The sequence below is a fragment of the Paenibacillus hodogayensis genome (assembly GCF_039536325.1).
Classification (GTDB): Bacteria; Bacillota; Bacilli; order Paenibacillales; family NBRC-103111; genus Paenibacillus_AB; species Paenibacillus_AB hodogayensis.
Genome location: NZ_BAAAYO010000011.1, coordinates 40,448 through 65,911, shown reverse-complemented (window position 1 = coordinate 65,911; position 25,464 = coordinate 40,448). Strand labels below are relative to the sequence as shown.

The window sequence follows — 25,464 nt, the reverse complement described above, 5'->3', positions numbered from 1 at the left end:
GATCGAATCAAGGCACGTTTGCAACGTATTTGAAGCTAGAGGGCGAAGGAGGAGCTGGCATCAATGTCGGACACGATGGAGCCCTGGATCGCCGAGCTGCTGCAGTCCGGGACGAGTGGGGACAAAATGACGGAAAAGCAGCGGCGTATCTTCGAATCGGCGATCGAGGTTTTCGCCGAGAAGGGCTACGCCGCCTCGTCGACTTCGGAGATCGCCCAGCGGGCCGGCGTGGCCGAAGGTACGATTTTCCGCCACTACAAGACCAAAAAAGAATTGCTGCTCTCCATCGTTGCCCCCGCGATGGTCAAGCTCGTCGCCCCATTCGTGCTGCGCGAGTTCCGCGAAGTGCTGGAGGACGAGTACGACAGCTACGATCAGTTTTTGCGGGCGCTTATCGGGAACCGGCTGCTTTTTCTGCAAAACAACATGAGCCTGATTAAAATTGTCGTGCAGGAAATTCCGTTCCATCCCGATCTTCAGGAGCAGTTCAAGTCGGTTGTGGTGTCGCAGGTGATGGAGCGAATGGAACGCGTCATCGAGAAATTCAAATCCGAGGGCAAGCTGGCCGATTTGCCCGCCACGACCATTATGCGGCTGAGCGCAACGGCGGTCATGGGTTATGTGCTCGCCCAAGCCTTCTTCGGTCCGAAGGAAGGCGCGAACTGGAACGGGGAACAGGAACTGGAGGCGACGATCGCCTTCGTTATGAAAGGCTTGGCGCCTTAAAGACCGGTCATGTGAAAGAGAGGCGGAGAATATGGCGGACAACGAATCTTGGTTCGAAGCCGGAGTGCTGTCGGTTACGTTCCGGCAGCTATCGGCGAAACGGATCGCCGAGCTGACCGCGCAAGCGGGGTTGCAGGCGATCGAGTGGGGGGGCGATATACATGTGCCTCCCGGAGCGTCGGCGGTTGCCGCGGAGACGGCGCGCATCACGGCGGAAAGCGGCTTGCGTGTGTCTGGCTACGCGTCGTATTACCGGACGGGCGACGAGCCGGAAGGGGAATTCGACAAGGTGCTCGACACCGCGCTGACGCTTGGCGCGCCTTCGGTTCGGGTATGGGCCGGCCGGGTCGGGTCTGCAGAAGCGGACGACCGCTTATGGCACCGCACGGTAGAGGACGCCCGGCGCATCGGCGAGAAAGCGGCGGCACACGGCTTGCGCATCGATCTCGAATTCCACCGCAACACGTTGACGGATACGATCGATTCGACGATCAAGCTAATGGAGGACATCGGCTCCCCGCATGTCCGCTCCTGCTGGCAGCCGCCGGTGGACATGCCGCCCGGACAGCGCGAAGCCGAGCTGAGCCGACTGCTGCCGTGGCTGTCGGGACTGCACGTCTTCCACTGGGTCGGCGTCGAGAGGCTGCCGCTGCGGGAAGGCCTGGACGAGTGGAGGCGGTACTTGGATATGATCCGTCCGCTGAAGGAAAGGCGCTCCGCCTTGCTGGAGTTCGTGAAGGACGACGACCCGGAGCAATTTATCCGTGATGCGGCGGCGCTGAAGGAGCTTCTGGAAACATAGGGGCAGCAAGGTTCGTATGAGGGGAAGAATTCGATTGGACGAAAGGGGAGCGGCAGCCGCTCCTCTTTTTGCGTCGGATGGAAGGCCTCAGCCGTATCAAGGTTTCGTCGGGGGGAGCGACGGACTGTCGAGGGTGCTGCGGTATTCGTTGCGGCGGTAAGACAAGGGCGTCTCGCCGATTTCCCTTCTGAACAAGGTGCAAAATTGCGCATCGTTGGAAAAGCCGCATTCCAGCGCGACGGCCGTGACCGGCAATTCCGTGTAGCGAAGCAGGCTGCGCGCCTTTTCCAGCCGTTTGTCGAGCAAATAACGGATCGGGGACATGCCAAACTTCTGTTTGAACAGGTGCCGGAAATGATCGTAGCTGTAACCGACCATATCGGCCAAGTCCTCCACGGCGATTTTCTGACCGCAGTTCTCGTCCATAAATGTTTTCGCGTACAGCAAATGATTGCCGGGATGGCCGGATTGCGCAGGCGCGACCGAACGCGAGTGTTCAATCAGCGCTTCGCTGATCCGCATGTTCAGCTTCTGGGCGTAGAAGGCGTTCTTTTCCTGCATTTCCGCCTTCATGCTCAGCAGCAGGGCGAGCACCGGCGATCGCGGCCCGTCCTGAAACAAACCGTGCTGCAAAGCCGGCATATCGCGGCTCGTCAGACTGAAGCCGATGAAGAGGACCTCGGTGTCTTCCGTGCGCCGCTCGTCATGCGGCATGCCAGGAGGAATAATCGTGTACGTGTTCGGCTCGTAGCGATATTCCAGCTCTTGCAGGCGGGTCAGTCCCGCACCGCCGATATAGTACACGAGTTCGAAGCAGCGGTGCCGATGCAGCGGCATATACGTATCGCCCAGTCTTAGCGCGTGAAACAGAAAATCCGTCTGAGCCAGCATCGCGACGCTGCTCCTTTCTCTCCCGGCGAAGGAGAATAGCCAGATCGTATAAACAAATCGCCATATTGTGAAACTATTGGCCGGCGGCGCCGGGGTAGAATGGATCAAGAAGAGTCAGCATGAAACACAGCGATGTTCCGATACGACGAGGAGGATGGATCCATGGCCGATTTTCCGAAACTTTCCCCAAGCAAGCTTCTGCAACGGTTGACGCCCCCCAAGCGCAAAGTTCGCATGGTGCTCGATACCGACACCTTTAATGAGATCGACGATCAATTCGCGGTCGTCTATGCGATGAAATCGCCGGAGCAACTGCAGGTCGAAGCGTTCTACGCCGCTCCCTTCCACAACCAGCTGTCCACGGGACCTCAGGATGGGATGGAAAAAAGCTACAACGAGTTGCTGACGATTTCCTCCCATCTGCCGGAAATGTCCGGGATTCCGGTATACCGCGGCTCGGGCTCATATTTGTCCGGTCCGGATACGCCGGTGGAGAGCGAAGCGGCACGAAATCTGGTGGAGCGAGCTATGGCCAGCACCGACGACGATCCGTTGTACGTCGTGGCGATCGGCGCCATTACGAACGTCGCTTCGGCGATACTCATGGAGCCGCGCATCATCGAGAAGATCGTGGTCGTCTGGCTCGGCGGTCACGCTTTGCACTGGCCGACCACGAAGGAGTTCAATCTGTTCCAGGATTTGCACGCTTCCCGCCTCATTCTGAATTGCGGCGTGCCGCTCGTGCTCATTCCTTGTCTGGGCGTCGCCTCGCATCTGCTGACCACCTTGTCCGAGGTGAAGGATTATGTCAAAGACAAAGGACCGGTAGGCGAGTATTTGCACGATACGTTCGAAGGGTGCAGCAAGGACCATGTCGGCTATTCCAGGGTAATCTGGGATCTAGCGGCTGTCGCTTACCTGATCGACGATGCCTGGCTGCCGAACGAGCTGGTGCACAGCCCGCTATTGTCTGAAGAGTTTCGCTGGAGCTTTGACGCTTCGCGCCATTTGATCCGCTACGTCCATTATATTCATCGGGATAGCGTGTTTAAAGATTTATTCGGCAAGCTTGGCTGATTCCGCTGTACCGTTGACGCGCTCATCCGAGCAGGTCGACGAGCCCGATCATGGTCAGGGTGCCGAGGATGAACGCGAAGGTGGCGGGAATTTCGTTGCCGTCGCCGTGGCTCTCGGGAAGCAGCTCTTTGTAAACGACATAAAGCATCGCTCCGCCGGCGAACGCCAGACCGTAAGGAACAAGCACCGAAAGCTCCGTGCCGAAATAATAGCCGAGGCAGCTGGCGGCCCATTCCGCAGCGGCGATGGCTAAGGAGTACAGGAACGCCTTGGCCGCGCCGGCTTTCCGGGTAATCAGGAACAGTGAGACGAGAAAGCCTTCCGGTATGTTCTGCAAACCGATCGCCGTTGCCACGAGCTTGCCCGTCTCGGCCGCTCCGCTCGCCAGACTGATGCCGGTGGACAAGCCTTCGGGCAAATTGTGCAGCAGCATGGCGACGAGCAGCAGGCTTTGTTTGCCTTCTTCCGGCCCTTCCGTATGGGAAGGGTCGGTATGCGGAATGTACAGCTCCATGGCAGTTAGCAGCAGCGTGCCGAACAGGACGCCGGCTGTCAGGACATACAGATTGGACAGCTTGAGCGCCGAAGGCAGCAGACCGTAGGTCGAGGCGGCCACCATAATGCCGGCGGTATAGGCGAGCAGCACGTCTTTGCCGCGGTGGGAGATGTTGCGGACTACCAGAGAAGGCAAAGCGCCGACCAGGGTGCACAAAGAAGAACAGGCAGCGAACAGCAGAAACGTATTCATGGCTCCTCCGGACTACTTCCGTCATATAGTTAATCATATGTGACGGCGTCCGGAACATGTCCATGACGTGGGGCGGAACGGTCAGGAGGTTTTTAACGCTTCAGCGGGATCGTCCAGCTACCTTCCGCGATCCACGTCCGGTCCATGAACTCGCGCGCCCTAAGCACGACCTTGTCGGCGTACACCTGGACGTACAACCCTTGCGCAGTCGGCGTATTATCTCCTTGCTGGACTGGTCGGGTGCGGCCAACCGAGGCGTTCTGGAACCAGTGAAACGTCTCCTTGGAGTAATGCTCGCCGCTGCGAAAGTTTTGATGACGATGGCCCGAGAACACAAAAACGTTGGCGTACGGCTTCAGGAGGCTGCGAAACGCTTGGGCCCGAATCAATTGATGGGAGCCGCCGTCCTGGCCGATGGCCGGCAGCGGCTGGTGAATCATGACGAATACCGGGCTGCCGTCTTTGTGCGGCTCCAATGCCTTCTTGAACCAGGCCAACTGCTCGTCGGAATACCAGGCTCCTTCGCCTACCTCGGGCTTTTCCTGCACGTAGGCTTCCTGCGAAAGCATAATAAAGTGAAAGCCGTTTACATAAAAGTCGTGATACGTCCGTTCAAGCCCGAACTGCGACATAAAAGCGCGTCGGCTATGCTCGTCCGACTTGCCGTTCGGCATGGAATCCTTGCTCCATTGTCCGTCTTTATCGATCCAGATGCCGTAGTAGTCGTGGTTGCCCATGTTGGCATGAACGGCGGGAAGCTTTTTGTACGCTTTCATCACATTCGCATACTCGCGGTAATCGGCGTCCGTTCCGGCGTCGGTAATGTCCCCGGTAATAAGCAGCGCATCGATCCTTGAATCGAAACGGCTTGTATCGTCAAGCGCCTTGCGCAGCTTGTCGCTTTGCTCCTCAAAGCCGCTGTTGACATGGGTGTCGCTCAAAATCATCACGCCAAGCAGCGAGCCGTCCGCCAGAGGCGCCGGCCGTTCCGATCCTTCCGAAGACCCGGAGGGCGCCACGGCCGTCCCGGAATCGTTGGGCTCTGACGTTCCGGCGGGCTCGCGGCGGAGCCAAAACCGCCATCCAGCAAAGGTCGCGGCGCATAAGGCTGCCAGGGAAAGCAGCCATTTGATAAATTGTCTGCGAGACATGTCCGGTCTCTCCTCTGTTCCGAACGTTTCTTACGTATCCGGATTATCGCTACTTTAATTATAGGGAATTGCCGGCCTTTCTGGAAGAGCGTTCAACGGCGAAGGCGGAGTCCAGGTCAGACTTTTACCCGTATCTACAAGATTTTTTTCAACGGGCAAAAGGACGGTTCCGGGAACCGTCCTTGTTGGGCTTCTATTCGGTTAGCTGGGCAAGGTTCAGCTTGTTACCGTTGCGCTGGAAGCTCGAGTTTGCTTCTCGCTGCCGGTACCGCTTTGATCGCCGGCAGCGTTTTTGCCGCCGCGGCCGTTTTTGTCCCCCTTCGGGAAGCCTTCCTTGCCAGGGCCTTTCAAACCGCCCCTCAGATCCTCGTTGACGAACTTGGTCGCTTTCTCCTTCAGTTCCGTTTTGTGCTTGTCGGCTTGCTCTTGAGTGAGCTTGCCGTCGGCGAGCTGCTTGTCGATTTGCTCGGTATGGGCTTTTGTCAGCAGGCTGACGACCGAGTCGACGGATACGCCTTTTTCGCCGGCGATAGCGGCCAGTGTTTTACCGGACTGGAGCGCCGTATTCAGCTCATCCTTGGTAGTGCCGAGCAGCGTAGCGAGTTCGTCCGAAGATCCGATGCCGAGTCCTCCGCGACCGCCGGGGAAGCCGCCCTTGAAGCTTTCGCCCATACCGTCTCTGCCTGGTCCCTTCAAGCCGCCCTTTAGATCCTCGTTGACGAACTTGGTCGCTTTCTCCTTCAGTTCCGTTTTGTGCTTGTCGGCTTGCTCTTGAGTGAGCTTGCCGTCGGCGAGCTGCTTGTCGATTTGCTCGGTTTGGGCTTTTGTCAGCAAGCTGACGACCGAGTCGACGGATACGCCTTTTTCGCCGGCGATAGCGGCCAGTGTTTTACCGGACTGGAGCGCCGTATTCAGCTCGTCCTTGGTGGTGCCGAGAAGCGTAGCGAGTTCGTCCGCAGACCCGAAGCCGAGTCCTCCGTGACCGCCGGGGAAGCCGCCCTTGAAGCCTTCGCCCATACCGTCTCTGCCTGGTCCCTTCAAGCCGCCCTTCAGATCCTCGTTGACAAACTTGGTCGCTTTCTCATTAACTTCTGTTTTGCGCTTGTCGGCCTGCTCTTGAGTGAGCTTGCCGTTGGCGAGCTGTTTATCGATTTGCTCGGTTTGAGCTTTCGTCAGCAGGCTGACGATCGAATCGACGGCTACGCCTCTTTCGCCGGCGATAGCGGCCAGCGTTTTACCGGACTGGAGCGCCGTATTCAGCTCGTCCTTGGTAGTGCCGAGCAAGGTAGCGAGTTCGTCCGCAGACCCGAAGCCAAGTCCTCCGTGACCGCCTTTGAAGCCTTCGCCCATAGGGCCGGTTCCTTCACCGCGTTTGCCGCCGAACGGCTTGCCGCTCTTGTCCTTCTGCTGGGTCTGGGTCTGGTTGTCGGCGGAAGCCGCGCTCGCATAATAATGCGCCCACAGTCCTCCACCCAAAGTTAAAGCCAGTGTCATCGTGCCTGCTACTATCGTTTTCAAACGTTTCATGGTTGCTCCACCTCTCGCATTTGTTTGTATGTGTTCGGTTGCTATGTAGCTATGGGGTCGAATGTTTGCTGCGTCTAAGGGGGGAATCACCTCCTTGGCGTACTCTTAGAATAGACCTGAAAACTTAAACGGAAGTGAAGATGGGCTGAACGTTTGCTGAAAGTTGCTTTGTTCTCCTTTCTAACGAGGTGTTACCTGATAACACCAACCGGGCGGCCCGCACTGCGTAAGCGATATTCCGGAACGGCGCTATTTTGTGCTACAATGGGCTCACAATGAGGTCGGGGAGGCGGAGAGATGGGCATCGCGATAGGTTTTATCGTTCTGATCGGCTGCTGTCTATTGTTTCCTGCCTTCTGCTCGGAACGTTTCGTCTTGCGGATGAAGGCTAGGGTATCAGCCTGCATGGCGTTTTTCATACAGCGGACGGCTTATTGGACCAACGGTCCGGTTCTGGCGCAAACTACCGGTCGGCTGCGTTATCCGAAGCGTTCCAATCATGGCGTCCAGTGTCTGCTCTTGGTGCGCAACAAAAGCCTCATGCTGTTGATCGAGCTGCACCGGTTGAAGGAACCGGACCTATTCTCTTCGCGGGCTGTCCCACGTACAGGCTGTCAACGAAGAGGAGGTTTTCTGTGGGTATATGGAAGAGAACGGGGATCTGGTCTGCGCGGAGTTGGAGGCCGTATGCAGACGCCTTGAGCCGGATCAAAAGCCGGCAGAGGGAGATCGAGTCCTGGAGCGGCGAACGAATACGCCGATATTCTCTAGAGCTGAGATACCTGTCCAGGTCGGACGCTGCGGCAGACGTTTCAATGACCGAGGCTTACGCTTTGGTTTGCGAGGCGGCGAGAAGAGCGATCGGCATGGAGCCGTACGATGTGCAGATCGCGGCGGCGCTTGCGCTTGGCGCGGGCAAGCTGACGGAGATGCAGACGGGAGAAGGAAAGACGCTTGCGGCGGCGCTCGCGGTCTACTGGCGGGCATTGTCCGGCCGTGGCGTCCATGTCGCTACCTTCAACGATTATTTGGCCCGGCGGGATGCGGAACGGCTCGGCCCGCTTTACCGCTATCTCGGCTTGAGCGTCGGTTGCGTGCAAGAAGGGATGGGGGCGGCGGAGCGCCGGCTGGCCTATGCCGCCGACGTTACGTATTTGACTGCAAAGGAAGGCGGCTTCGACTATTTGCGGGACGGCTTGTGCTTGACGAAGGGGAGCCTGGTGCAGAGGCCATACCATTTCATCGTCGTGGACGAGGCGGACTCGATCCTCATCGACGAGGCTCGAACGCCGCTGGTGCTCGCCGGGGAAGCCGATGCGCCGCAGCGCGACGGCGCGCGGCTGGCCGCCGTGGTTGGGAAGCTGGCCGCCGGTATCGACTATGAAACGGACGGGGGGCGGCGCAACGTTTATTTGACCGACCAGGGCGCCATGAAGGCGGAAGCGCTGCTAGGCTGCGGCAATCTGTATGCGGCCGGCAACGAGCTGCTGCTTGGCGAGCTGCGCGATGCGCTGCACGCCCGGGCGCTGCTGCGCCGGGATGTCGACTACATCGTGCGCGCCGGCCGCGTGGAGCTGATCGACCCGTTAACCGGCCGCATTGCCGAACGAAGACGTTGGCCGGACGGCCTGCAGAACGCGGTCGAGGTCAAAGAGGGTTTGCAACCGCAGCGAAGCGGCGAGATCCTGGCCTCGATCACGCTGCGGCATTGGGTGGGGCTCTACCCGCGGCTGTGCGGAATGACGGCGACGGCAAGCTCGTCGACGGACGAATTCGCCGAAGCGTACGGGCTGCAGGTGGCGGTGATCCCGGCACGCCGGCCTGCGGCCCGGACCGATTATCCTCTTGTCGTGTATGCCACCAAAGCGGCAAAGCTCGCCGCTCTGACGAAGGAGATTGCCGCCCTGCACGCAGCGGGGCGTCCGGTTCTTATCGGCACGTCCAGCGTAGCCGAATCCAACGGGCTCGCCGCGGCGCTTGCCGCGTCGGGAGTATCCTGCAACGTGCTGAATGCGGGCAACGAGGAACGGGAAGCTGCCGTGATCGGGCAGGCTGGAGCGGTTGGAGCGGTCACCGTGTCGACCAACATGGCGGGGCGCGGAGTGGATATCCGACTGGGGGCCGGAGACGAGGAACAGGCGGCAGCGGCGGCTCGACTCGGAGGATTGGCGGTCATCGGGGCCGGTTTGCACGAAAGCATGCGTATCGACAATCAACTGAGGGGACGCGCCGGAAGACAGGGCGATCCGGGCAGCTCGGTATTTTATGTCAGCCTGGAGGACGAGCTGTTTGCACGCTACAGCTCCAGCGGGGCGGCGGCTGCCGGGAGCTGGCGGCAAGGGCTTGACGGAAAATTGGAGGGAGCCGGCATCCGCAGGCGGATCGAACATCTCCAGCGGGTAGCCGACGGGCAAAACCGGGAAATCCGGCAAACGTTAAACCGGTACGCGGATATGCTGGAACAGCAGCGCCACATCGTTGCCGACCGCAGGCGGGGACTGCTGGAAGGGCGCATCGCCCCCGCCCCGCTGGTCCTTCGCGATCCGGACGGCTATGCCGACCTATGTGCCCGGTACGGCGCAATGGCGGTTAAACGGGCCGAGACGGAATACGCGCTGCTGGCGCTCGACCGGTGCTGGGCCGATCATTTGGAGTACGCGTCCGTCGTTCGCGAGGGTATTCACTTCGAGAGTACCGGGGTGCGCGACCCGCTCGATGTGTACGAGCGTCTGCTTCTTGCAGCGTTTGCAGACTTTTTCGACAAGGCGGAGGATCGGGCGGTACGGGCTCTTCTGGCCGTCGACCGGACGAAGCCGGACATCGGACCCGAGCCGGCCGCGTTCAATATGCCTTCGGCGACATGGACATACCTGATCAATGACCGACTGCTGCCCCATCGGCATTCCTTTTGGTAAATAGGGAAACGGGGTGCAGCAGAGTTCTACCACACGGGTATATGCCTCCAAAACCGCTTGTCGCAGCGGTTTTGGAGGTTTTTCGTCCCAGGCGTACCGGGGCCATTCAAGCGCCGTCCTACGAATATCGCTCGTACTATATAAGTTGAACGAAAGAACTTCTTTGGAAAAGCGGAGTGAATTGGAGAAAGGGGATGAGCCTTGCAAGCGAGTTTTGGCTTTGAACTCCTACCGCCGCAAGGTTTATTCCATAAAAGGAGTTCAAAACAAAATGTTTGAAGCGGCAAGGCCATCCTTTTCGGAATGTAGCGGGCTCCAATTTCAAGGCTTACGGATGTTGCTGCGGGGAGCTACCCTTGCACGCGGGTAGCCGTCCCGCGACGAATTGCCTGCCGCACCGGCCTGGGGCACTCCCCGGCGTACCGGGTACAAGCTTGTCGTGGCGGCCTTGCCGCCGAACATCGAACCGAACATATTCATGAACGGTCCGAATTGCTGGACCATCCGCATCATCTTCTGAACTTTGTCCATGGTCGACATAATGCCGTCAATCCCGCCCCACTGGTCGAGAAACGACAGCATGCCGCTATTGGCCGTATTCGTCGGCGCAGCCTGGGTTGGCTGAATCGGTCCGAGAAGGCCGCGGATGCGGGATTGGTTCAAAAACGGGGATGGGGGCGTATGGGCGTTCCGCCTGGGACTTCTTGTCGGAGCGCGCCCCTTTTTTCCTTTAGCGTGCCGTTTGATTCGGCTCATTACTTATCCCTCCCTTCTGGCATCCATTCCTTATCACAATATGTAGACGCCCCGGCAAGCGTTTGGGTAAAATGCCCGCTCGCCGTGCTGAACGACGAGTGCTTTCGTCTGGAGCGGCGCTCGAATCGTCCTGGAGGCTGCCCGACGATTCGACGGAAAAACGGTTTTTTGGGATCTTGCTGCAACATTTACGGCCAAGCTTGCGTTTGTACTATACAACCATACGCGAAGAAAGCATGCCTGCCGATTGTCGGATTCGACCGAACTGTCGGCTGCAAGAACGATCATGGAAGGGCGCTGCGGTGTATGGGGACGCAGATGCCCGATAGGAAGGAAGGGAATTGATGATGAAACATCCAATGAAAACAAGCGTAGCGGCGTTATTCGCCTTGTCCGTGTCGATAACCGGAGTCTCCGCCTTTGCGGCGGACGCAAGCCAGCCGGAGCCGGTTCGTGCTCAGGCAATCGCTCAAACAACGGCGCAGCCTGTCGCTATTTCGGTGAATGGCGAAGCTCTAGCAACATCGGGCTACAAGAAGGCCGGCGTGAGCGAAACCATGGTGCCTTTGCGCGATATTGCCGAGAAGCTGGGCATGACGGTGACATGGAGCGAGGCGGACCTGACCGCCGGGCTGAGCAAGGGCGAGGTGCGGACGAGCGTCAAGCTTGGCGAGGACAACTATACCGTGGATCAAAAGAGTCTGACGCTTGGCGTCGCGCCGGAGCGGACGGACAGCAAAACCTATGTGCCGGTTTCGTTCGTCAGCCAAGTGCTCCATGCCACGGTCAAAACCGACGGCGGCTCGATAGCCATTACTCCGCTCCAGCAGCGCGAGAATGTGCTGACGCGCGGCGTCGTAACGGAAGTATACGATCAGGGCGGCCGTCAATTTGTACGCATCAACGGGATCGGCCCGGATGGGATCGTTCTGAATGTCGACGGGGACACCGCCTACGAGAAGGCGGACGGAACGAAACTGAAGCTGTCCGATATCGCTTTGGGCGCTGCTGTGGAAGTCGAGCATTCCATGGTCGCCACGTTGAGCCTGCCTCCGCAAACGGCAGCCTACAAAATCACGCTGCTGGAGCAAGAGCAAGTCGTCGATACGATCGGTACGGCTGGCTTGATCGAAGAGGTCGTTACCAGCGATGACAAGGCGATAAGCCTGCGCATCAAAGGGAAGGGGATAACCGACAAGTCGCCGGACGAGGTGGTGCTGCGTCTGAACGACAAGACCGTGCTGACGAATACGGACGGGGAGTCGGTCGAGTTGTCCGCGTTGACGAAAGGGGCCAAAGTGATCGGTTATTACAACGGCGTATTGACCAGAAGCTTGCCTCCGATCGGCACGGCTTGGAAGATCGTGCTTCAGGCACCGGCGGATAGCGATTCCAACTAAAACAGCCCCGCGTTTCGGGACTGACAATGAACGGCGGCTGTCGCCCTTTCGGGTGGCGGCCTTATTGCCGTTGTTGCGTCATAGCCAATTTATTTTTATACAAATAGGAAGGAGCTGGGCATTCCCAGAAGGAGAGCGAAGAGGTATACTTCATTTATATATAATCCTACGGGAAAAGAGGGAATTGTAGATGGGGCATATTCCGGATTCGATACCGCGGCCGCTGGTGAGGACAAACCAGTGGACGATCGTCGCTGCGGTCGTCCTGACGTGGCTGACCGGTTTTTATTGGCTGCTGGCCATTCCGCTGCTGGCCGGGGCGATGGGCGTTACGTTCGATTTCAACCCGATCATGCGGCTCGCCCGGCTGTTTTTGCGCAAACCGCCTTCGGCTTATATTCCGGAGGAAAGGACGGACCAGAAGTTCAACCAACTGTTGGCGACCTGCTTCCTGCTGCTCGCTTTGATCGGTTATGCATTTGACTGGCCGGCCGTAGCCTACATTTTCTCCGCTATGGTGGCGCTGGCCGCTACTGTGGCGATATGCGGTTTCTGCGTCGGTTGCTTTATCCGTTACCAATGGCTGAGATACCGGAGGAAATGGTCCTGAGCGAAATGAAAGGCCGCCCTATGGAAAGTCGACCGTCTTAACCGGTGCGGGCTTCCATAGGGCGGCTTTGCTTTGACGTCCTGGCGAAGCGGGCGTCTATTGCTCGCCCTGTTCTTCCACCGTTATCTTTCCGTTGCGGACGGCGGGGATGCCTGCCACAAACGTATCGACGAGCAGCCGGTAGCTGACGTCGAGATCGATGGGAAGGCCGAAGCCGCCCCTCTGTTCCAGCGAGGCAAAGCCGTGCAGGACGCTGCGCAGACCGCGGATGACGTGAATCGATTGCAGATGGGTCAAGCCGTAGCTCTCCATCAGACGCATCAGCAAATCGACCAGCTTTTTGCCGGTTTCCGCCACTTCGGCGGCATCGGGACCGGGGGCTCCGAGCGTAAGCTCGTACACCCCGGGGTGGGCGCGGGCAAATTCCAGATAAGTGTCGGCGAAGGCACGGATGGCTTCGTCGCCGGAGCGGCCGACCGCGGCGAGGGTGAGCTTCTCGTACAGTAGCTCCAGACCGTGCGCGGCGAGCTTGTTGCGCAGACCCGGCAGACCGTCCACATGATTGTACAACGAAGGGGTACGGATGTTCAGCTTCTTGGCCAGGCTGGCCAGCGTCAGACTTTCGATGCCATGGGTATCGGCGATCTCCGTTGCAGCGCGAATGACGGCGGGCAGGTCGAGCCCGATTCGTGGCGACATGGTTACGCCCTCCTTTCGGCGGAAGCCGGCCCCATGGCGGCTTCGGCTTCTCCGATGATCCGACGAAGCGTATCCAGCGGAGCGGTCAGCATGCGTCCATGTCCGGCGGCGACAAGCGACGGTTGGAGTTCGGCAAGCTTGCGTACGCTGTCCAGCGCGGTATGCTTGCTCCAGGTGGCCAAGGCCGGGAACGGAAACAGCGGCTTCAACTGCCCTGACACGGCTGCGCCGCCCCTTACCTGAATCGCATCTCCGACAACAAGGGATTGGTTGCGCGTGTCCACAAAAGACATCGATCCCGGCGTATGCCCGGGCGTCGCCACCGCAAGCAGGGAGCCGATCCGATCGCCATCGTGAAGCAGCACGTCCGGCTTTGTCCGGATCTGTCCCGGCTTGGGAACGCCCCCTTTGATCGGCGACGTGTACTCCCCGGGATCGAGCGTGACGTCTCCGGCGAGCAGCCGCGCGTCGCGGGCGGAGATATAGACGGTCGCCTCCGGCAGCATCTGCTTCAACGTGTCCAACGCGCCGATATGATCGCTATGGGCATGCGTCAGGACGATTCGGGCAATCGGCTTGCCGATGCGGCGGGCGGTCTCCGCGATCGCTTTGGCGCTGAACGGCATAGCCGCATCGATCAGGGTCAAGCTCTCTTCTTCTTCTTCTACCATATAACAATTAACCGGAAACAACCGGGGCATAAAAGCCAGCTGATATAAGGTTCCCGCTTGGGTTAATTTCATATTCGGCACCTCGCTTTGTTAGTTTACTAATGTCGTTAGTTATATAATAACTAATAATATTAGTTTTTGCAAGCGGCAATGCTTAACTTTTTTGAAACGGAGGCCCGGAGGTTGTTTCTCTCCGGACCTTTTTCCCGGAAGCCAGTGGCTACCTCATCTTCGGAAACATGCGCCGGACCGGCATGACGATCAGCGTGGCCGCAACCGCCTTGAGCGCATCTCCAATCAAGAACGGATAGCAGCCGACGCTCATGGCGTAGGCGAATGACTTATTCAGTTTGTGAGCGAGCCATGGGACGCCGGTCACATACAATAGGAGCGAGCCGAACAGCTCGATAACGAGAAAGACGGCAACGTAGGACGCCCAGCCGTTTCCTTTGATTTTGCTGACGCCCCATCCGATCAGCAGCGCACTGACGGGAAACATCCAAATAAAGCCGCCCGTCGGACCGAGCAGCAGGCCGAGCCCGCCTTGTCCGTGCAGCAGCGGAAGCCCGAGTGCAAGGAACAGCACGACGACGCCTATGCTGAAAAAGCCGTAAAAAGCACCGAGCACAGCGCCAGCCATCATAATGGCCAAGTTCTCCAGCGTAATTGGCACGGGGGATATGCCGAGACGAATGTGCACAAAGCTCATGGCTACCGTAAGGGCGCCGAACAGGGCGCTGAAAACGATACCTTTGACGGTAAATAGCGGACGGGATGATGCCATCTTTATTGTTCCTCTCTTCCGTAAAAGCGATTCAATATGATACCATAATCGAAGTTACAGGATTAAACGCGAAGTGTCAACCTAGATTCATTATTTTTGGTGAACAATTGGCAGGGAAGGGGACGACCGTAATGGTTCCCATATGGACGTTGAAGGACGCCGACTTGGCGGCTGCGAGCGGCGACGAGGCGGAAGCGGTGCTGAAGCGGCTCGTTCTGACGATCCGCGAAGGCGAATTCGTGGCCGTGATAGGTCGTAACGGAAGCGGCAAAAGCACGCTGCTCCGCGTGCTGGGCGGGCTTGTTCCGCTGCGTGGAGGCGAGCTTGCCGTCGGCGGCTCGGGCCGGTCCATAGGCATGGTGTTCCAGAATCCGGATGCTCAGCTTGTCGGGGAAACGGTGTATGAGGACGTCTGCTTTGGCTTGGAAAATGCGGCGGTGCCGGCGGAGGAAATGCCTGAACGAGCACGGACGGCTTTGGCCTCCGTAGGACTAAACGTTGCGCCGGACGAGCCGGTGGAAAACTTGTCAGGAGGCCAAAAGCAGCTGTTGAGCGTAGCGGGAGCGATTGTTACGGGAGCGCGCGCTTTGCTGCTGGACGAGCCGACGGCGATGCTCGATCCGGCGTCGAAGCGGAATGTGCTCGAAGCGGTATGCCGGTTGCATGAAGGCGGAACGACCGTCGTATGGAGCACTCAAGCGATGGACGAGATCGGTTATGCCGACCGGGTTATTGCGCTTGACGGAGGGCGGCTCGTCTTCGACGGTACGCCGGAACAATTTCTGTATGGCGATTTCCGTCCGGGGGAGTCTGTGGACGAAGACGGCGAGCTGCTTCCTTGTCCTTGCCGGACGCTCGGCTTCAGGTTGCCGTATCCGGTCGAAGTGGCCCATCGGCTGGTCCGCTCGGGCGTGCCGCTGCGCACGCTGCCGCTCCATCCCGATCAGCTGCTGGAAGCGGTGGATTCGTTATGCCGATAATGGTGAAACGGCTGAGCGTAAAGGCGGGAGACGCCGACAAGCCGCTGTTGAACGGCATTTCCTGTACGTTCGGCAACGGCGACATCACTTTGCTCGTAGGGCGCAACGGCTCGGGCAAATCGACGCTGCTGGACGCCATCGGCGGACTCGTGCCGTTCGAAGGCGGCGTCGAGGTGGACGGGCTACCACTACTCCCGGTCAGCCGTTCCCGTCAGTCGGGTGCGGAACGGCTGGGACAAGTGTTCCAATATCCCGAAGCACAGCTGTTCGCCCGTTCCGTGCAAGGGGAGTTCGACTATTCCTTACGCTACCTGAAGTTGTCGAAGATAGAGGTCACACGCAGAACGGAGCGTGCGATGCGCGAGATGAGTCTGGACAAGAGGCTGAGGGAACAATCGCCGCTGCTGCTGAGCGGCGGCCAGAAGCGTCGCGTCGCGCTGGCATCGACGTTCGCCACGGAGCCGGAGTGGCTGCTGCTGGACGAGCCCACGGCCGGCCTGGACCCGGAGGCGTCCGAACGGCTGACGGCCTACTTGCTTGAGCGCAAAGCTGCCGCCGGCGGGGGCATCGTCATGGCTACGCACGACCTGGACCTGCTGCTGCCGATTGCCGACCGGGTCATCGCCTTGCGGGACGGGGAGATCGCTTTTGACGTCCCCGCTTCGCAATTGGCCGTTCGCCCTGAGCTGTGGGAAAGGGCGGGCATCGACATTCCGCTTTGTGCGGCGCTTGCAAGTCGGTTGGGGATGTCAGGGAAGGGGGCGCCGACATCGTTTCCGAGCCCGCAGGAGGCTGCGGAAAGGCTGGCCGGACGGCTCCCAGGAACAACCGGAGCGGAGCATGTAACCGCCTCGGCTGTCGTCGACGGTTCGGGACCGAATCGCAGAGGGGCACACTCCAATGCCCCGGAACCTGAACCCGATTGCGGTCCCGAAGTTCTCCGCGAGCCGGGGCAATCCTTAGCGCTTGGAGCGCCTGCGGGGGTGCCGTCAAGCGGCGCTTCAAGCGCGCAACCCAAAGGGAAACAACGGCGTATCGGTGCTTCCGCCAAAGGGAACCGCTGGGTGCTGCTTCTCGATCCGCGGGCCAAATGGCTGTTTTATGCAGCCTTATCCTTCGGCCTATTGGCCCAGCGCAGTTGGCCGGGGCTTGCCGGAGGCATTCTGCTGACCGTCCTGCTGGCGTTCTGGTGCCAGGTACCGTGGCGTTCCACGTTTTCTCTACTGCGGCCCTTTCTCTGGTTCATGGCGATATCGGCCGTCATTTCGGGTATCGGCTTCGGAGAGGGTGGGGAATATGGAGACGAGGTGAGCGCGGGATTCAGGATCGGCGCCGTCATCGTTTCTTTCCCCGCGGTAGCGTCGACTTTATTCGAGTGGCTGAAAATCGTCTGCGCCATGATAGGCGGCATCGTTTTGTCGGCCACGACGACGCCGTTTGCGATGAAGCGTGGCATCGAGCGGGTGCTGTCCCCGCTGGCGCGCATCCGCTTCCCCGTGGAGGCGATATCGCTGACGGGCTCGCTGCTGCTGCGCTTCATTCCGGTGCTGCGGCGGGAAGCGGACCGCTTCAACCGGATTGCCAAATCTCGCGGCAAGCGGGTGCGCGCCAGCGGCGCCATGCGACTGCGCGACGTGCCGGCGATGCTCCTTCCGCTGATGATGTCGTTGCTGCAATTAGCCAACGATTTATCGCTGGCTTTGATCGCACGCGGCTATACCGGCACGGGACTTCGTCGTACGTCGTCCGTCGCGCTGCGGATGAGAGGACGCGACTGGGCGGTGGTAGCGATAGGCTGCGCGGTATTGGCCGCGCTGCTGGTTGTTCGGGGGGAATGAGGCAAGAAGTCGGCCAAGCCCCTCTTCGCCCGTCGAGAAAGAGGCGAGGAGGGGCTATTAATCATGTGTTATGCACACGATTGTTTTTGTTTTATTTTAGGAGTTAATGGATTATATATTGAAATAGATACACACGTTTGTTATATTCGATTCAAGATAGCTTAAGGGGATGTTGGCGTGATTACAATTAAAGACATCGCAAGAGCGGCAGGCGTTAATCATTCGACCGTTTCCCGCGCGTTGAACGATGATTCTCGTGTGAGCGCCGCCATGCGGGAAAAAATCCAGACCATAGCCCGGCAGATGAACTACGTGCCCAACCTGGCGGCGAAAAAGCTGGTTCGGCACAATACCAACTTCATTGGACTCATCTGGCCGCCCAAGGAAGGTCTCTTTTTCTACAACATGAGCGTCCGGCTTCAGCAAGAAGGAGTCAAGCGGGGGTACCGGGTCGTGCAAATTACGGATAGTCCGGCGGAGGCGATGCAAGCGTTCAATCAATTTGGAGTGGACCACGTGATATTCTGGAATTCGTATCCGTCCGTGTCAGCTGCTTTCACGGCGGAAAGAGAGCGCTTCCGGGGCGAGGTGCTGACGATGGGCGGGCCGGAGTTGGAAGGAACCCATTGGTTGTCGATCGACCGAAGAGGCGCGCTCCTCAAGGCGGTCCACCACCTGAGCGGGTTGGGACACCGCAAGATCGCGTACGCCGGCGTGCTTCAAAACAAGGAGAAACTGTCCAGCTTCATGGAAGGTATTGCCGAATGCAAGTGCGATTATCGTCCGGAGTACCTCCTCGGCTATTACGACGACGCATTCGAGCAGGAGGCGGAACGGCTGCTCCGGATGGAAAATCGCCCGACTGCGATTGTGATCGATTCCCAGCTGTGTTTGTTCCGCCTTATGCGTATTTTTCGAAAATGCGATGTGAAGATTCCGGACGATATGTCGGTAGTGGTTTACGACGACACGCCCGAAATGGAAGCGTTCGAAATTGCGTTTACGACAGTAGGTCCCTCCATTCAGGAGTTGGCCGTTAAAGCATGGGATATCATCGCAAGGGAGCGTGTCGAGGACGCCAAACGGATTGAAGAGGTCGTGCAGACCAGCTTGATCCAGAGAGGGTCGACGCGTCCGCTCTACGTTCGGGATTAGCGGACCGAATTTGCCGTACCCCGGACTGAGGATCTGATTATATTAAACAAGAGGGGATTGACGATGACAACCGTTTATTTGGCCGGAGATTCGACCGTTTCCCACTATAAGGCTGACAAAGCTCCGATGGCCGGATGGGGGCAAATGATAGGCGAGTTGTTCCAGGATCATGTGACGATCCGCAACGAAGCGATGGGGGGGCGCAGCTCTAAGAGCTTTATCGATGAAGGGCGTCTGGCCCCCATCGAGGAACAGATCGGACCGGGGGACTATTTAATGATTCAATTCGGACACAACGACGAGAAGCCGGACGAAGCCCGTCATACGACCCCGAACGGCACCTACCCGGCTTATTTGCGGCGGTATATCGATGCGGCCCGCTCCCGCGGGGCGTTTCCGGTGCTGCTCACGCCAGTCGAAAGGCGCGTATTCACGGACGAGGGCACACTCGCCGAAACGCATGGCGACTATCCGGATGCCGTGCTTCATCTCGGCCGGGAAGAGGGAGTTCCGGTTATCGATCTGAGGCTCAAAAGCCGCAAGCTGTTCGAGGCGCTTGGCGACGAGGCTTCCAAAAAGCTGCTCTGCTGGCTGGAGCCCGGGGCCGAGCCGAACTATCCGGCAGGCTCGAGGGACAATACGCATTTCAATGAGGAAGGGGCTCGCCGGATAGCTCGTCTCGTGGCGGAGGGTATTCGCGAGGCGGGACTTGGGCTGGCCGCGCATTTCAAACCGGACGCTGTCTCATGAATTCGCAAATTCTCGCATGAATGTCCGTCGTGTGACGGACTCTAGCCAAACGAAGAAGAAGCCTCCCGGTTGGCGGGAGGCTTCTTTGCTTAGAGACTTTACGAGATGACCCTTAGCCATGCCCGGTCATACCGCCATTCCACTTCGACCGGCGATTGGAAAAATTCGCTCAAGTACGCTCCGGTCAGCACTTCCTGCGTCGGACCCGAACGGTATACTTGACCGGCGCGGATCAGCAGCGCTTTCGTAAACGCCGGTATAATTTCTTCAATATGGTGCGTGACATAGATGAGGTTCGGCGCGTCGGGGCTGGCGACAAGCTCCTGGATGCTGGCAAGCAGTTGCTCGCGGGAGAAGACGTCCAACCCGTTGCACGGCTCATCCAAAATGAGCAGCTTCGGTGAAGCCATTAGCGCCCGTGCAATCAGTACCTTTTGCTTTTCACCCTGCGAACAGGAATGATAATGCCGGTTGTACAAATGCGTTACGCCAAGCTGCTTCATCAATTGCGCCACGCGGTCGGCGTCCCCTGCGTCGGCTTTGTCGTACAGCCCGATGGTGGCGTGCTTGCCGCTCAGAACGACATCCTGCGTCTTGTCGTTCATATGCAGCCGCTCCTGCAGCGAGGAGCTCACCCAACCGATCGATTTGCGCAGCTCGCGCAAATCAACCGTTCCGTAACGATGGCCGAGCACGCTGACATGCCCTTCCGTAGGCCAAATGTAGCCGGTGATCATATTGAGCAGGGTCGTTTTGCCCGATCCGTTCAGGCCGAGGATCGCCCAGTGCTCGCCGGAGTTTACTTGCCAGTCGATGCCGTGAAGCAGCGTCTTGCCGTCACGGTTCCAGGTAACGCCGTTTACGTCTACAACGAGACTCATGTATCCCACTCCTTACAAGCTTGTATGAGGATATAATAAGCTCGATTGTATCATATTCTGGCGCTTAGTCCTACGCTTGCGCCGCTAAACGGAAAGGTTACGTTTTGGCGCGCGCCCTGCCTCCCGGTCCGAACCAGGCTTCTTTCTCGTCCTTAGGCTCGTCCTTGCGCTCCTCCTTCGTTCCGGAGCGCTGTTTTGGCTTGATCCATACCCAGACGACGACGGCGGAGACGGCACACAGCGCGGCATACGTATAGAAAATGGCGGCATGCCCGGCGGCGGCCAGCAGCGCGGTAACCGGAGGGCCGGCGGCTACGCCGATGAAGCGCATGCTGCTATATAGCGAAGTGACGGCGCCGCGTTGGCTTTTGTCGATCCCTTCGGTAATAAGGGCGTCCAGTACGGGCAAGGCAATCCCAAATCCGATACCGGCAGCCGAAAACAAGGCGAGCCAGACGACGACGGTATACGGAACGATCCAAGCGACGGCCAGCATGGCGGCCGTGCCCGCGGCGAGACCGACGACGGCCAATACTTTCTTGACTGTCTTATTGCTGCCGGCAAGCTTGCCCGTAGCGTAAGAGGCCAAGCACAAACCAAGCAAAGGTATGGCGAGCAGCAGCCCCTTCACGATGCCATCGATTGCGAAGCGTTCCTCGAGCAAGGAAGACAGATGGAACAGAAAACCGAACAAGACGAACATGAGAATACCGCCGGAGATGAAGATCGGCACCAGCCAGCGTTTCTCCTCCTTCAGCGTCTTTATCACCGGACGGATGAGAGAGCTCCAGCCCGGGGGCTTGCCTTCCGCCTTCGGCACGTTCAAGAAGACGAGCAGCAGGACTAGCGATACCGCGCATAACAAAGGAATGGAGAAGAAAGGGATATACCACGCCCATAACGCCAGCGCCGAACCAAGCACGGGGCTGAGCACCTTGCCGAACGTATTGGCCGTCTCGATCAAGCCGAGCCCTTTGCTGATCTCCTTGTCGTCGCGGAACAGATCCCCTACCAGAGGCAAAACGATCGGGAACGCTCCGGAAGCGCCGATCCCCTGTACGAAGCGGCCAAGCAAAATAAAGATGTATGCAGCTTGCGCGGAGAACAGGGCGGCGAAGCCGCAAATCAAGCCTCCTACGGCGGTAATGATCAGACTGGGGATCATGACCTTCTTGCGACCGTACCGGTCGGACAACAAGCCCGCTACCGGAATCAGCAGAATGGCCGTAATCGCGTATGCGGTAATGATGAAGCTCGTCTGCAGCGACGTTAACCCGAGCTTGGCTTGAATGTTCGGCAGCACCGGAATGAACATGGAGTTGCCGAGCGTCATAATGAGCGGGACCGAGGCGATGGATAGCAGGTCCCTTGTCTTGGAAGAAGCTGACTCGCTGGCGTTCATGCCCACAAACCTCGCTTTAGTTGAGAAGAAGATGGCGGGAATCGGTCATCCCGTAAGTACCGTTTCCGGAGGGCCGGTCAACATCTCATAAGGTGCTCTGGGGCAGGAGGATATATACAAAAATGTGAATTCTAAAAAATTACAAAAATCTTAAAAGAAAGGAGGTTGTTCATCCGTCCTGTTGGGCGGTTTTGCGGAATTCGCCGGGCGGTAAGCCCGCGTACCGCTTGAACATGCGAATGAACGAGTTCACGTTCTGATAACCGACTTGCACGGCTACGTCCTGGATTTTCAAGTTGGAGTTTTGCAGCATGTCTTTGGCGATATTGACCCTCATCCCGTTCAAGTAATCGCTGAAGTTCATCCCCGTCTTATCTTTGAAGTAGGTGGACAAATAAGCGCCCGTAATGTTCAGCTTGTCGGCCAGTAGCTCCAGAGAAAGATCATCCCCGTAGTGAGTATCCAAATAATCGAATACGAAGCTCGTGATCGGATCGCGGGCTTCTTTCTTTTGTTTGATCCAGCCTGTCGCTTCTCCCAGAAAGCCGGTCCAGAACGACTCGTATTGCGCCAGCGTATGACAGTCGGCCAGCAGCGTTTGCGGCGCTTCATTATCTTTGGCTAAGCGGCCCTCGAGCTGAAGGGCTGCGAGCGTACACAGCACTTTATTCAGTACATGCTTGGAAAAATCGGCGAAATCCTGCGCCGACGCCTGCTTTTTGTTTAAGGTGCACAGCATGCGGAGCGTCTGTTGTACGACTGCGGGACCATTGCCGGCATGCAAATTGGCGTGAAACTCCTGCTCCTCCATTAATGTGAAGGCTTGAAACGTTGCCGATTGCTTCCGCTCATCGGCGATAATTTGCGTATCTTCCCCCAGCGAGCGCTGCTTGAGCTTACTGGTAGCCTGCTCGTACGCCTGGGTGAAACGCGAGGAATCGGGATAGACGGGGCTGACGGCGATCGTCAGGAAGCAATAATGCTGGTCGCGGTCGAATATTTGCTTCATCTCGCGCAAACTATCGGTGATGGCCGGCTCCTCGGCTTGGGGGAACACCAGAGCCACGATCTGGTTTTTCTCCATCTGAAACACGGTCGTTTCCTGATACTTATGCGAGAGCGCGGTGGAAATATATTCCTTCAGAAAATAAGCGGCAAAATCCGAGTCTGTTTCCATGTTTTCAAAATACCGCTGCCGGAACGTAATGTCGAATACGATCAAGACGAACGGCTTCTCGGAAACAATCGGCTCTTTCCAGTCCAGACCGCCGGTGCGGATCATCTTCAGCTTGTTCGTATAGGCGTAATATTGCAGCTGCGAGTTTTTTTGCCGCAAATCCTCATGGATGATCCGATTCGTTTGCAGCAGGTTCGTGAGCCTGTCGCCGATCAGGGCAAACTCCTTGATGGATCCGTTGTTGTTCGGAGCGGTCGGGCTCTGATTCAGCTCTTGAATCGTCTGCACGATTTTTTTCAACGGATTGTTCATGCGGATGCTGAACAGAATCGAAGCGCCGATGCTGATCACGATGGCGAGCACCAGCAGCGATACCAGGATGACGTTCAGTTTGATGATCTGCGAAGAAATACCCGCATTCGGCACAATATTGATATAGGTGTTTCCGCTCGGGCCTTTGGAGTAAAAGTAATAATCCGTGCCGACCTTCAGATGGCCTTTTCCGCCGGTAAGCTGGTCCAGCGTTATCTTCTGATTCGGATCGACGGAGGAGAACAGCGTTTCGCCCTGTTCGTTCAGCACCAGAAAATTGCGGTTGATCGACTGATGGAACGCCGTGAACATACTGTTGGCGTCCAGCATGGCGATAATCATCAGTTTGGCGTTCGCATTGTCCTTGATCACATAGGGGATCATATAACCCTTGGACGTCCAGTTTTCCCAGGACACGTCGGTAAAGCTGCTGGCCGGGTAAGCCTTATAGGAATAAGGTTGATTAAATTCTTCCTTCCAGAAGTCATAGCTGTATGCAGGGCTCCGGTAAAACTTGGAGAACATCGACTCCGCCAGTGTCGTTCCTTCCTTTTCGATTATGAAACCGGTTTCGCGAAAGTACAAAATAATGTTGTTCAAATATAAATTGTCGTTGCCCAGCATATTGCGGATATTTTGGCGGATTTGCCCGGCGACTTCATATTGAATACGCGGCGAGTTGATTCTCAGCACATCGACTTCCGAACTGAAATAGATGCTGAAGGCGACCTTGCGGATTAGCGACAGATGCTTTTCGTAATCGCTTACAGTTTTGTCTAGATTCAGATTGTTATAGCGCAATATCTCATTGGTCACATTGTTGCGGAAAAAGGTGTACGACAAAAAGTTAAAGGAGATCAGCAGCACGATGATCGCCATAAAGCTGAACAGCAGCTTCATGAACAGGGAGTTTGCATTTTGCCGAAGTTGATGAAATTTCCCCATATCGCAGCCCCTCCTGACCGGACAGTAGTGAAGTTATTATACCACCAGCTTGAATCGGTTTGGAACCCCGCAGAAAGGATTGACAGTATTCACTTCTTTAACCGATACGCACTTTTATCGATTTTCGTACGGAGGTAGACCGCTCGAAAAATTGACCATAGGAATCGCCGACAGCTTCTTGCTATGATAGGCCACACAAGCGATACCGGACGTGCAAAACGAACGGCTCGCCAAAAAGAAAGCGCATACGTGAAAAAGCGCGACAGTCTGGTTTAGGGGGAGGATCCGATGGCTCAAACGGAAACCGCAAGATCGCCTGCGGCGGTTGCGGCGTCGAAAGCGGATGCAGGGGCAAAACGCGGCTTCGCAAACAAATTCAATAAAAGCAAATATTTGCTGCTCATGTTTTTACCCTGCTTGATTTACTATATTTTGTTCAAATATTTGCCGATGTTCGGGATCGTGGTTTCGTTTAAAAACTACAATCTTTACAAAGGAATATGGGAAAGCAGTTGGGTCGGCTTGAAGTATTACCGGATGTTTTTTGAAAATCCCGATTTCTTCAAGCTGCTGCGCAATACGATACTGCTCGGCTTCTATAAGCTCGTGTTTGGCTTTCCGGCGCCGCTCGCTTTGGCCTTGCTGCTCAACGAGCTGAAAAATGCGGTGTTCAAACGGTTTGTGCAGACCGTCAGTTATTTGCCGCATTTCATATCCAATGTAGTCGTGGCGAGTATGGTTGTCATGTTCCTGTCGCCTAGCTCGGGCACGATCAACCACATTATCGAATGGCTCGGATTCGAACCGATCAATTTTATGGTCAAACCCGGTCTGTTCCGCTCCATCTATGTCGTGTCGGAAATATGGCAGCATATCGGCTGGGAAACGATCATTTACTTGGCCGCGCTTACCGCGATCGATCCGATGCTGTACGAAGCCGCCGAGATCGACGGAGCGAGCCGGTGGAAGAAGCTTATTCACGTTACGATTCCGGGTATCGCTCCGGCCATCGTCATATTGCTGATACTGAACGTGGGCAAGGTGCTGGAGATTGGCTTCGAGAAAGTGTTCCTAATGTACAATCCGGCCACTTATGAAACCGCTGACATCATAAGTACCTATGTATACCGGGTAGGTCTGATGGAAGGCAATTTCAGTTACGCCTCGGCTATCGATCTGTTCACCGGCGTCGTCAGTCTGATCTTCATACTGACCACCAATGCGATCAGCCGCAAGCTGAGCGAAACGAGTCTCTGGTAGAAGGGGG

At 57.4% G+C, this 25,464-nt stretch carries 23 protein-coding genes; 12 read left to right on the top strand and 11 right to left on the bottom strand.

From position 1 onward, the window contains the following. Positions 1-63: 63 nt before the first annotated feature. A complete protein-coding gene (locus ABD796_RS24920; RefSeq protein ID WP_344913086.1) occupies positions 64-726 on the top strand; it encodes a TetR/AcrR family transcriptional regulator in 663 nt (220 codons plus the stop codon). A 31-nt stretch (positions 727-757) separates the two neighbouring features. Continuing rightward, on the top strand, positions 758-1,528 hold the full coding sequence (locus tag ABD796_RS24915) for a sugar phosphate isomerase/epimerase family protein (RefSeq protein WP_344913084.1): 771 nt from the start codon (positions 758-760) through the stop codon (positions 1,526-1,528). 96 nt (positions 1,529-1,624) lie between these two features. Here ABD796_RS24915 and ABD796_RS24910 read toward each other — a convergent pair whose 3' ends face one another. Next, positions 1,625-2,419 (bottom strand): AraC family transcriptional regulator, encoded by a 795-nt coding sequence (locus tag ABD796_RS24910; RefSeq protein WP_344913082.1) that lies wholly within the window; start codon positions 2,417-2,419, stop codon positions 1,625-1,627. Between the two features lie 162 nt (positions 2,420-2,581). On the opposite strand from ABD796_RS24910, the gene ABD796_RS24905 reads away from it, so the two are divergent. Continuing rightward, complete coding sequence (locus ABD796_RS24905; RefSeq protein WP_344913080.1) at positions 2,582-3,496, top strand: nucleoside hydrolase; 915 nt, start codon at positions 2,582-2,584, stop codon at positions 3,494-3,496. Positions 3,497-3,518: 22 nt separating this feature from the next. Here ABD796_RS24905 and ABD796_RS24900 read toward each other — a convergent pair whose 3' ends face one another. The 3 genes from ABD796_RS24900 to ABD796_RS24890 all read right to left on the bottom strand — a co-directional run bounded on the left by ABD796_RS24900 (position 3,519) and on the right by ABD796_RS24890 (position 6,922). Then, positions 3,519-4,244, bottom strand: coding sequence for a ZIP family metal transporter (locus ABD796_RS24900; protein ID WP_344913077.1), 726 nt, complete (start codon positions 4,242-4,244; stop codon positions 3,519-3,521). Between the two features lie 92 nt (positions 4,245-4,336). Continuing rightward, positions 4,337-5,395 carry a metallophosphoesterase family protein gene (locus ABD796_RS24895; protein WP_344913075.1) on the bottom strand — a complete coding sequence of 353 codons (1,059 nt, stop codon included), beginning with the start codon at positions 5,393-5,395 and terminating at the stop codon, positions 4,337-4,339. Positions 5,396-5,611: 216 nt separating this feature from the next. Next, positions 5,612-6,922 (bottom strand): hypothetical protein, encoded by a 1,311-nt coding sequence (locus tag ABD796_RS24890; RefSeq protein WP_344913073.1) that lies wholly within the window; start codon positions 6,920-6,922, stop codon positions 5,612-5,614. Between the two features lie 297 nt (positions 6,923-7,219). Here ABD796_RS24890 and ABD796_RS24885 point away from each other — a divergent pair, with 297 nt between their 5' ends. Then, positions 7,220-7,624 carry a hypothetical protein gene (locus ABD796_RS24885; RefSeq protein ID WP_344913071.1) on the top strand — a complete coding sequence of 135 codons (405 nt, stop codon included), beginning with the start codon at positions 7,220-7,222 and terminating at the stop codon, positions 7,622-7,624. Then, positions 7,558-9,837: an accessory Sec system translocase SecA2 gene (gene secA2, locus ABD796_RS24880; protein WP_344913069.1), complete on the top strand. Its 2,280-nt coding sequence runs from the start codon at positions 7,558-7,560 to the stop codon at positions 9,835-9,837. Before ABD796_RS24885 ends, secA2 begins: the two co-directional genes overlap by 67 nt. Positions 9,838-10,158: 321 nt before the next feature. Here secA2 and ABD796_RS24875 read toward each other — a convergent pair whose 3' ends face one another. Further along, positions 10,159-10,593: a hypothetical protein gene (locus ABD796_RS24875; protein ID WP_344913067.1), complete on the bottom strand. Its 435-nt coding sequence runs from the start codon at positions 10,591-10,593 to the stop codon at positions 10,159-10,161. Between the two features lie 344 nt (positions 10,594-10,937). Here ABD796_RS24875 and ABD796_RS24870 point away from each other — a divergent pair, with 344 nt between their 5' ends. Continuing rightward, on the top strand, positions 10,938-11,993 hold the full coding sequence (locus tag ABD796_RS24870; protein WP_344913065.1) for a stalk domain-containing protein: 1,056 nt from the start codon (positions 10,938-10,940) through the stop codon (positions 11,991-11,993). A gap of 190 nt (positions 11,994-12,183) precedes the next feature. Then, a complete protein-coding gene (locus ABD796_RS24865) occupies positions 12,184-12,603 on the top strand; it encodes a DUF4395 domain-containing protein (protein WP_344913063.1) in 420 nt (139 codons plus the stop codon). Positions 12,604-12,699: 96 nt separating this feature from the next. Here ABD796_RS24865 and ABD796_RS24860 read toward each other — a convergent pair whose 3' ends face one another. The 3 genes from ABD796_RS24860 to ABD796_RS24850 form a co-directional block, all read right to left on the bottom strand. Beyond that, complete coding sequence (locus tag ABD796_RS24860; RefSeq protein ID WP_344913061.1) at positions 12,700-13,302, bottom strand: TetR/AcrR family transcriptional regulator; 603 nt, start codon at positions 13,300-13,302, stop codon at positions 12,700-12,702. A gap of 2 nt (positions 13,303-13,304) precedes the next feature. Continuing rightward, positions 13,305-14,045, bottom strand: a complete 741-nt coding sequence (locus ABD796_RS24855; RefSeq protein WP_344913059.1) for an MBL fold metallo-hydrolase — start codon at positions 14,043-14,045, stop codon at positions 13,305-13,307. Between the two features lie 148 nt (positions 14,046-14,193). After that, positions 14,194-14,757: a biotin transporter BioY gene (locus ABD796_RS24850; RefSeq protein ID WP_344913057.1), complete on the bottom strand. Its 564-nt coding sequence runs from the start codon at positions 14,755-14,757 to the stop codon at positions 14,194-14,196. A gap of 131 nt (positions 14,758-14,888) precedes the next feature. Here ABD796_RS24850 and ABD796_RS24845 point away from each other — a divergent pair, with 131 nt between their 5' ends. The 4 genes from ABD796_RS24845 to ABD796_RS24830 all read left to right on the top strand — a co-directional run bounded on the left by ABD796_RS24845 (position 14,889) and on the right by ABD796_RS24830 (position 19,480). After that, positions 14,889-15,737: an ATP-binding cassette domain-containing protein gene (locus tag ABD796_RS24845; RefSeq protein WP_344913055.1), complete on the top strand. Its 849-nt coding sequence runs from the start codon at positions 14,889-14,891 to the stop codon at positions 15,735-15,737. Next, entirely contained in the window at positions 15,728-17,575 is a 1,848-nt protein-coding gene (locus ABD796_RS24840; protein WP_344913053.1) for an ATP-binding cassette domain-containing protein, read from the top strand. Before ABD796_RS24845 ends, ABD796_RS24840 begins: the two co-directional genes overlap by 10 nt. Before the next feature lie 177 nt (positions 17,576-17,752). Next, entirely contained in the window at positions 17,753-18,730 is a 978-nt protein-coding gene (locus tag ABD796_RS24835) for a LacI family DNA-binding transcriptional regulator (protein WP_344913051.1), read from the top strand. Positions 18,731-18,793: 63 nt separating this feature from the next. Then, positions 18,794-19,480, top strand: a complete 687-nt coding sequence (locus ABD796_RS24830; protein ID WP_344913049.1) for a rhamnogalacturonan acetylesterase — start codon at positions 18,794-18,796, stop codon at positions 19,478-19,480. Between the two features lie 98 nt (positions 19,481-19,578). Here ABD796_RS24830 and ABD796_RS24825 read toward each other — a convergent pair whose 3' ends face one another. The 3 genes from ABD796_RS24825 to ABD796_RS24815 form a co-directional block, all read right to left on the bottom strand. Further along, positions 19,579-20,361 carry an ABC transporter ATP-binding protein gene (locus tag ABD796_RS24825; RefSeq protein WP_344913047.1) on the bottom strand — a complete coding sequence of 261 codons (783 nt, stop codon included), beginning with the start codon at positions 20,359-20,361 and terminating at the stop codon, positions 19,579-19,581. A gap of 97 nt (positions 20,362-20,458) precedes the next feature. Further along, the gene (locus ABD796_RS24820) at positions 20,459-21,763 is read right to left on the bottom strand and encodes an MFS transporter (protein ID WP_344913045.1); all 1,305 of its coding nucleotides are present in this window, start codon (positions 21,761-21,763) and stop codon (positions 20,459-20,461) included. A gap of 169 nt (positions 21,764-21,932) precedes the next feature. Next, entirely contained in the window at positions 21,933-24,197 is a 2,265-nt protein-coding gene (locus ABD796_RS24815; RefSeq protein WP_344913043.1) for a helix-turn-helix domain-containing protein, read from the bottom strand. Positions 24,198-24,485: 288 nt separating this feature from the next. Here ABD796_RS24815 and ABD796_RS24810 point away from each other — a divergent pair, with 288 nt between their 5' ends. Further along, on the top strand, positions 24,486-25,457 hold the full coding sequence (locus ABD796_RS24810) for an ABC transporter permease (RefSeq protein WP_379121046.1): 972 nt from the start codon (positions 24,486-24,488) through the stop codon (positions 25,455-25,457). The last annotated feature ends 7 nt before the right edge of the window (positions 25,458-25,464 follow it).

What these genes read in the sequence shown, in the direction of transcription:
- ABD796_RS24920 (WP_344913086.1), top strand. Translation starts at nt 64, where the DNA reads ATGTCGGACACGATGGAGCCCTGGATCGCCGAGCTGCTGCAGTCCGGG.
- ABD796_RS24915 (WP_344913084.1), top strand. Translation starts at nt 758, where the DNA reads ATGGCGGACAACGAATCTTGGTTCGAAGCCGGAGTGCTGTCGGTTACG.
- ABD796_RS24910 (WP_344913082.1), bottom strand. Translation starts at nt 2,419, where the DNA reads ATGCTGGCTCAGACGGATTTTCTGTTTCACGCGCTAAGACTGGGCGAT.
- ABD796_RS24905 (WP_344913080.1), top strand. Translation starts at nt 2,582, where the DNA reads ATGGCCGATTTTCCGAAACTTTCCCCAAGCAAGCTTCTGCAACGGTTG.
- ABD796_RS24900 (WP_344913077.1), bottom strand. Translation starts at nt 4,244, where the DNA reads ATGAATACGTTTCTGCTGTTCGCTGCCTGTTCTTCTTTGTGCACCCTG.
- ABD796_RS24895 (WP_344913075.1), bottom strand. Translation starts at nt 5,395, where the DNA reads ATGTCTCGCAGACAATTTATCAAATGGCTGCTTTCCCTGGCAGCCTTA.
- ABD796_RS24890 (WP_344913073.1), bottom strand. Translation starts at nt 6,922, where the DNA reads ATGAAACGTTTGAAAACGATAGTAGCAGGCACGATGACACTGGCTTTA.
- ABD796_RS24885 (WP_344913071.1), top strand. Translation starts at nt 7,220, where the DNA reads ATGGGCATCGCGATAGGTTTTATCGTTCTGATCGGCTGCTGTCTATTG.
- ABD796_RS24875 (WP_344913067.1), bottom strand. Translation starts at nt 10,593, where the DNA reads ATGAGCCGAATCAAACGGCACGCTAAAGGAAAAAAGGGGCGCGCTCCG.
- ABD796_RS24870 (WP_344913065.1), top strand. Translation starts at nt 10,938, where the DNA reads ATGATGAAACATCCAATGAAAACAAGCGTAGCGGCGTTATTCGCCTTG.
- ABD796_RS24865 (WP_344913063.1), top strand. Translation starts at nt 12,184, where the DNA reads ATGGGGCATATTCCGGATTCGATACCGCGGCCGCTGGTGAGGACAAAC.
- ABD796_RS24860 (WP_344913061.1), bottom strand. Translation starts at nt 13,302, where the DNA reads ATGTCGCCACGAATCGGGCTCGACCTGCCCGCCGTCATTCGCGCTGCA.
- ABD796_RS24855 (WP_344913059.1), bottom strand. Translation starts at nt 14,045, where the DNA reads ATGAAATTAACCCAAGCGGGAACCTTATATCAGCTGGCTTTTATGCCC.
- ABD796_RS24850 (WP_344913057.1), bottom strand. Translation starts at nt 14,757, where the DNA reads ATGGCATCATCCCGTCCGCTATTTACCGTCAAAGGTATCGTTTTCAGC.
- ABD796_RS24845 (WP_344913055.1), top strand. Translation starts at nt 14,889, where the DNA reads ATGGTTCCCATATGGACGTTGAAGGACGCCGACTTGGCGGCTGCGAGC.
- ABD796_RS24840 (WP_344913053.1), top strand. Translation starts at nt 15,728, where the DNA reads ATGCCGATAATGGTGAAACGGCTGAGCGTAAAGGCGGGAGACGCCGAC.
- ABD796_RS24830 (WP_344913049.1), top strand. Translation starts at nt 18,794, where the DNA reads ATGACAACCGTTTATTTGGCCGGAGATTCGACCGTTTCCCACTATAAG.
- ABD796_RS24825 (WP_344913047.1), bottom strand. Translation starts at nt 20,361, where the DNA reads ATGAGTCTCGTTGTAGACGTAAACGGCGTTACCTGGAACCGTGACGGC.
- ABD796_RS24820 (WP_344913045.1), bottom strand. Translation starts at nt 21,763, where the DNA reads ATGAACGCCAGCGAGTCAGCTTCTTCCAAGACAAGGGACCTGCTATCC.
- ABD796_RS24815 (WP_344913043.1), bottom strand. Translation starts at nt 24,197, where the DNA reads ATGGGGAAATTTCATCAACTTCGGCAAAATGCAAACTCCCTGTTCATG.
- ABD796_RS24810 (WP_379121046.1), top strand. Translation starts at nt 24,486, where the DNA reads ATGGCTCAAACGGAAACCGCAAGATCGCCTGCGGCGGTTGCGGCGTCG.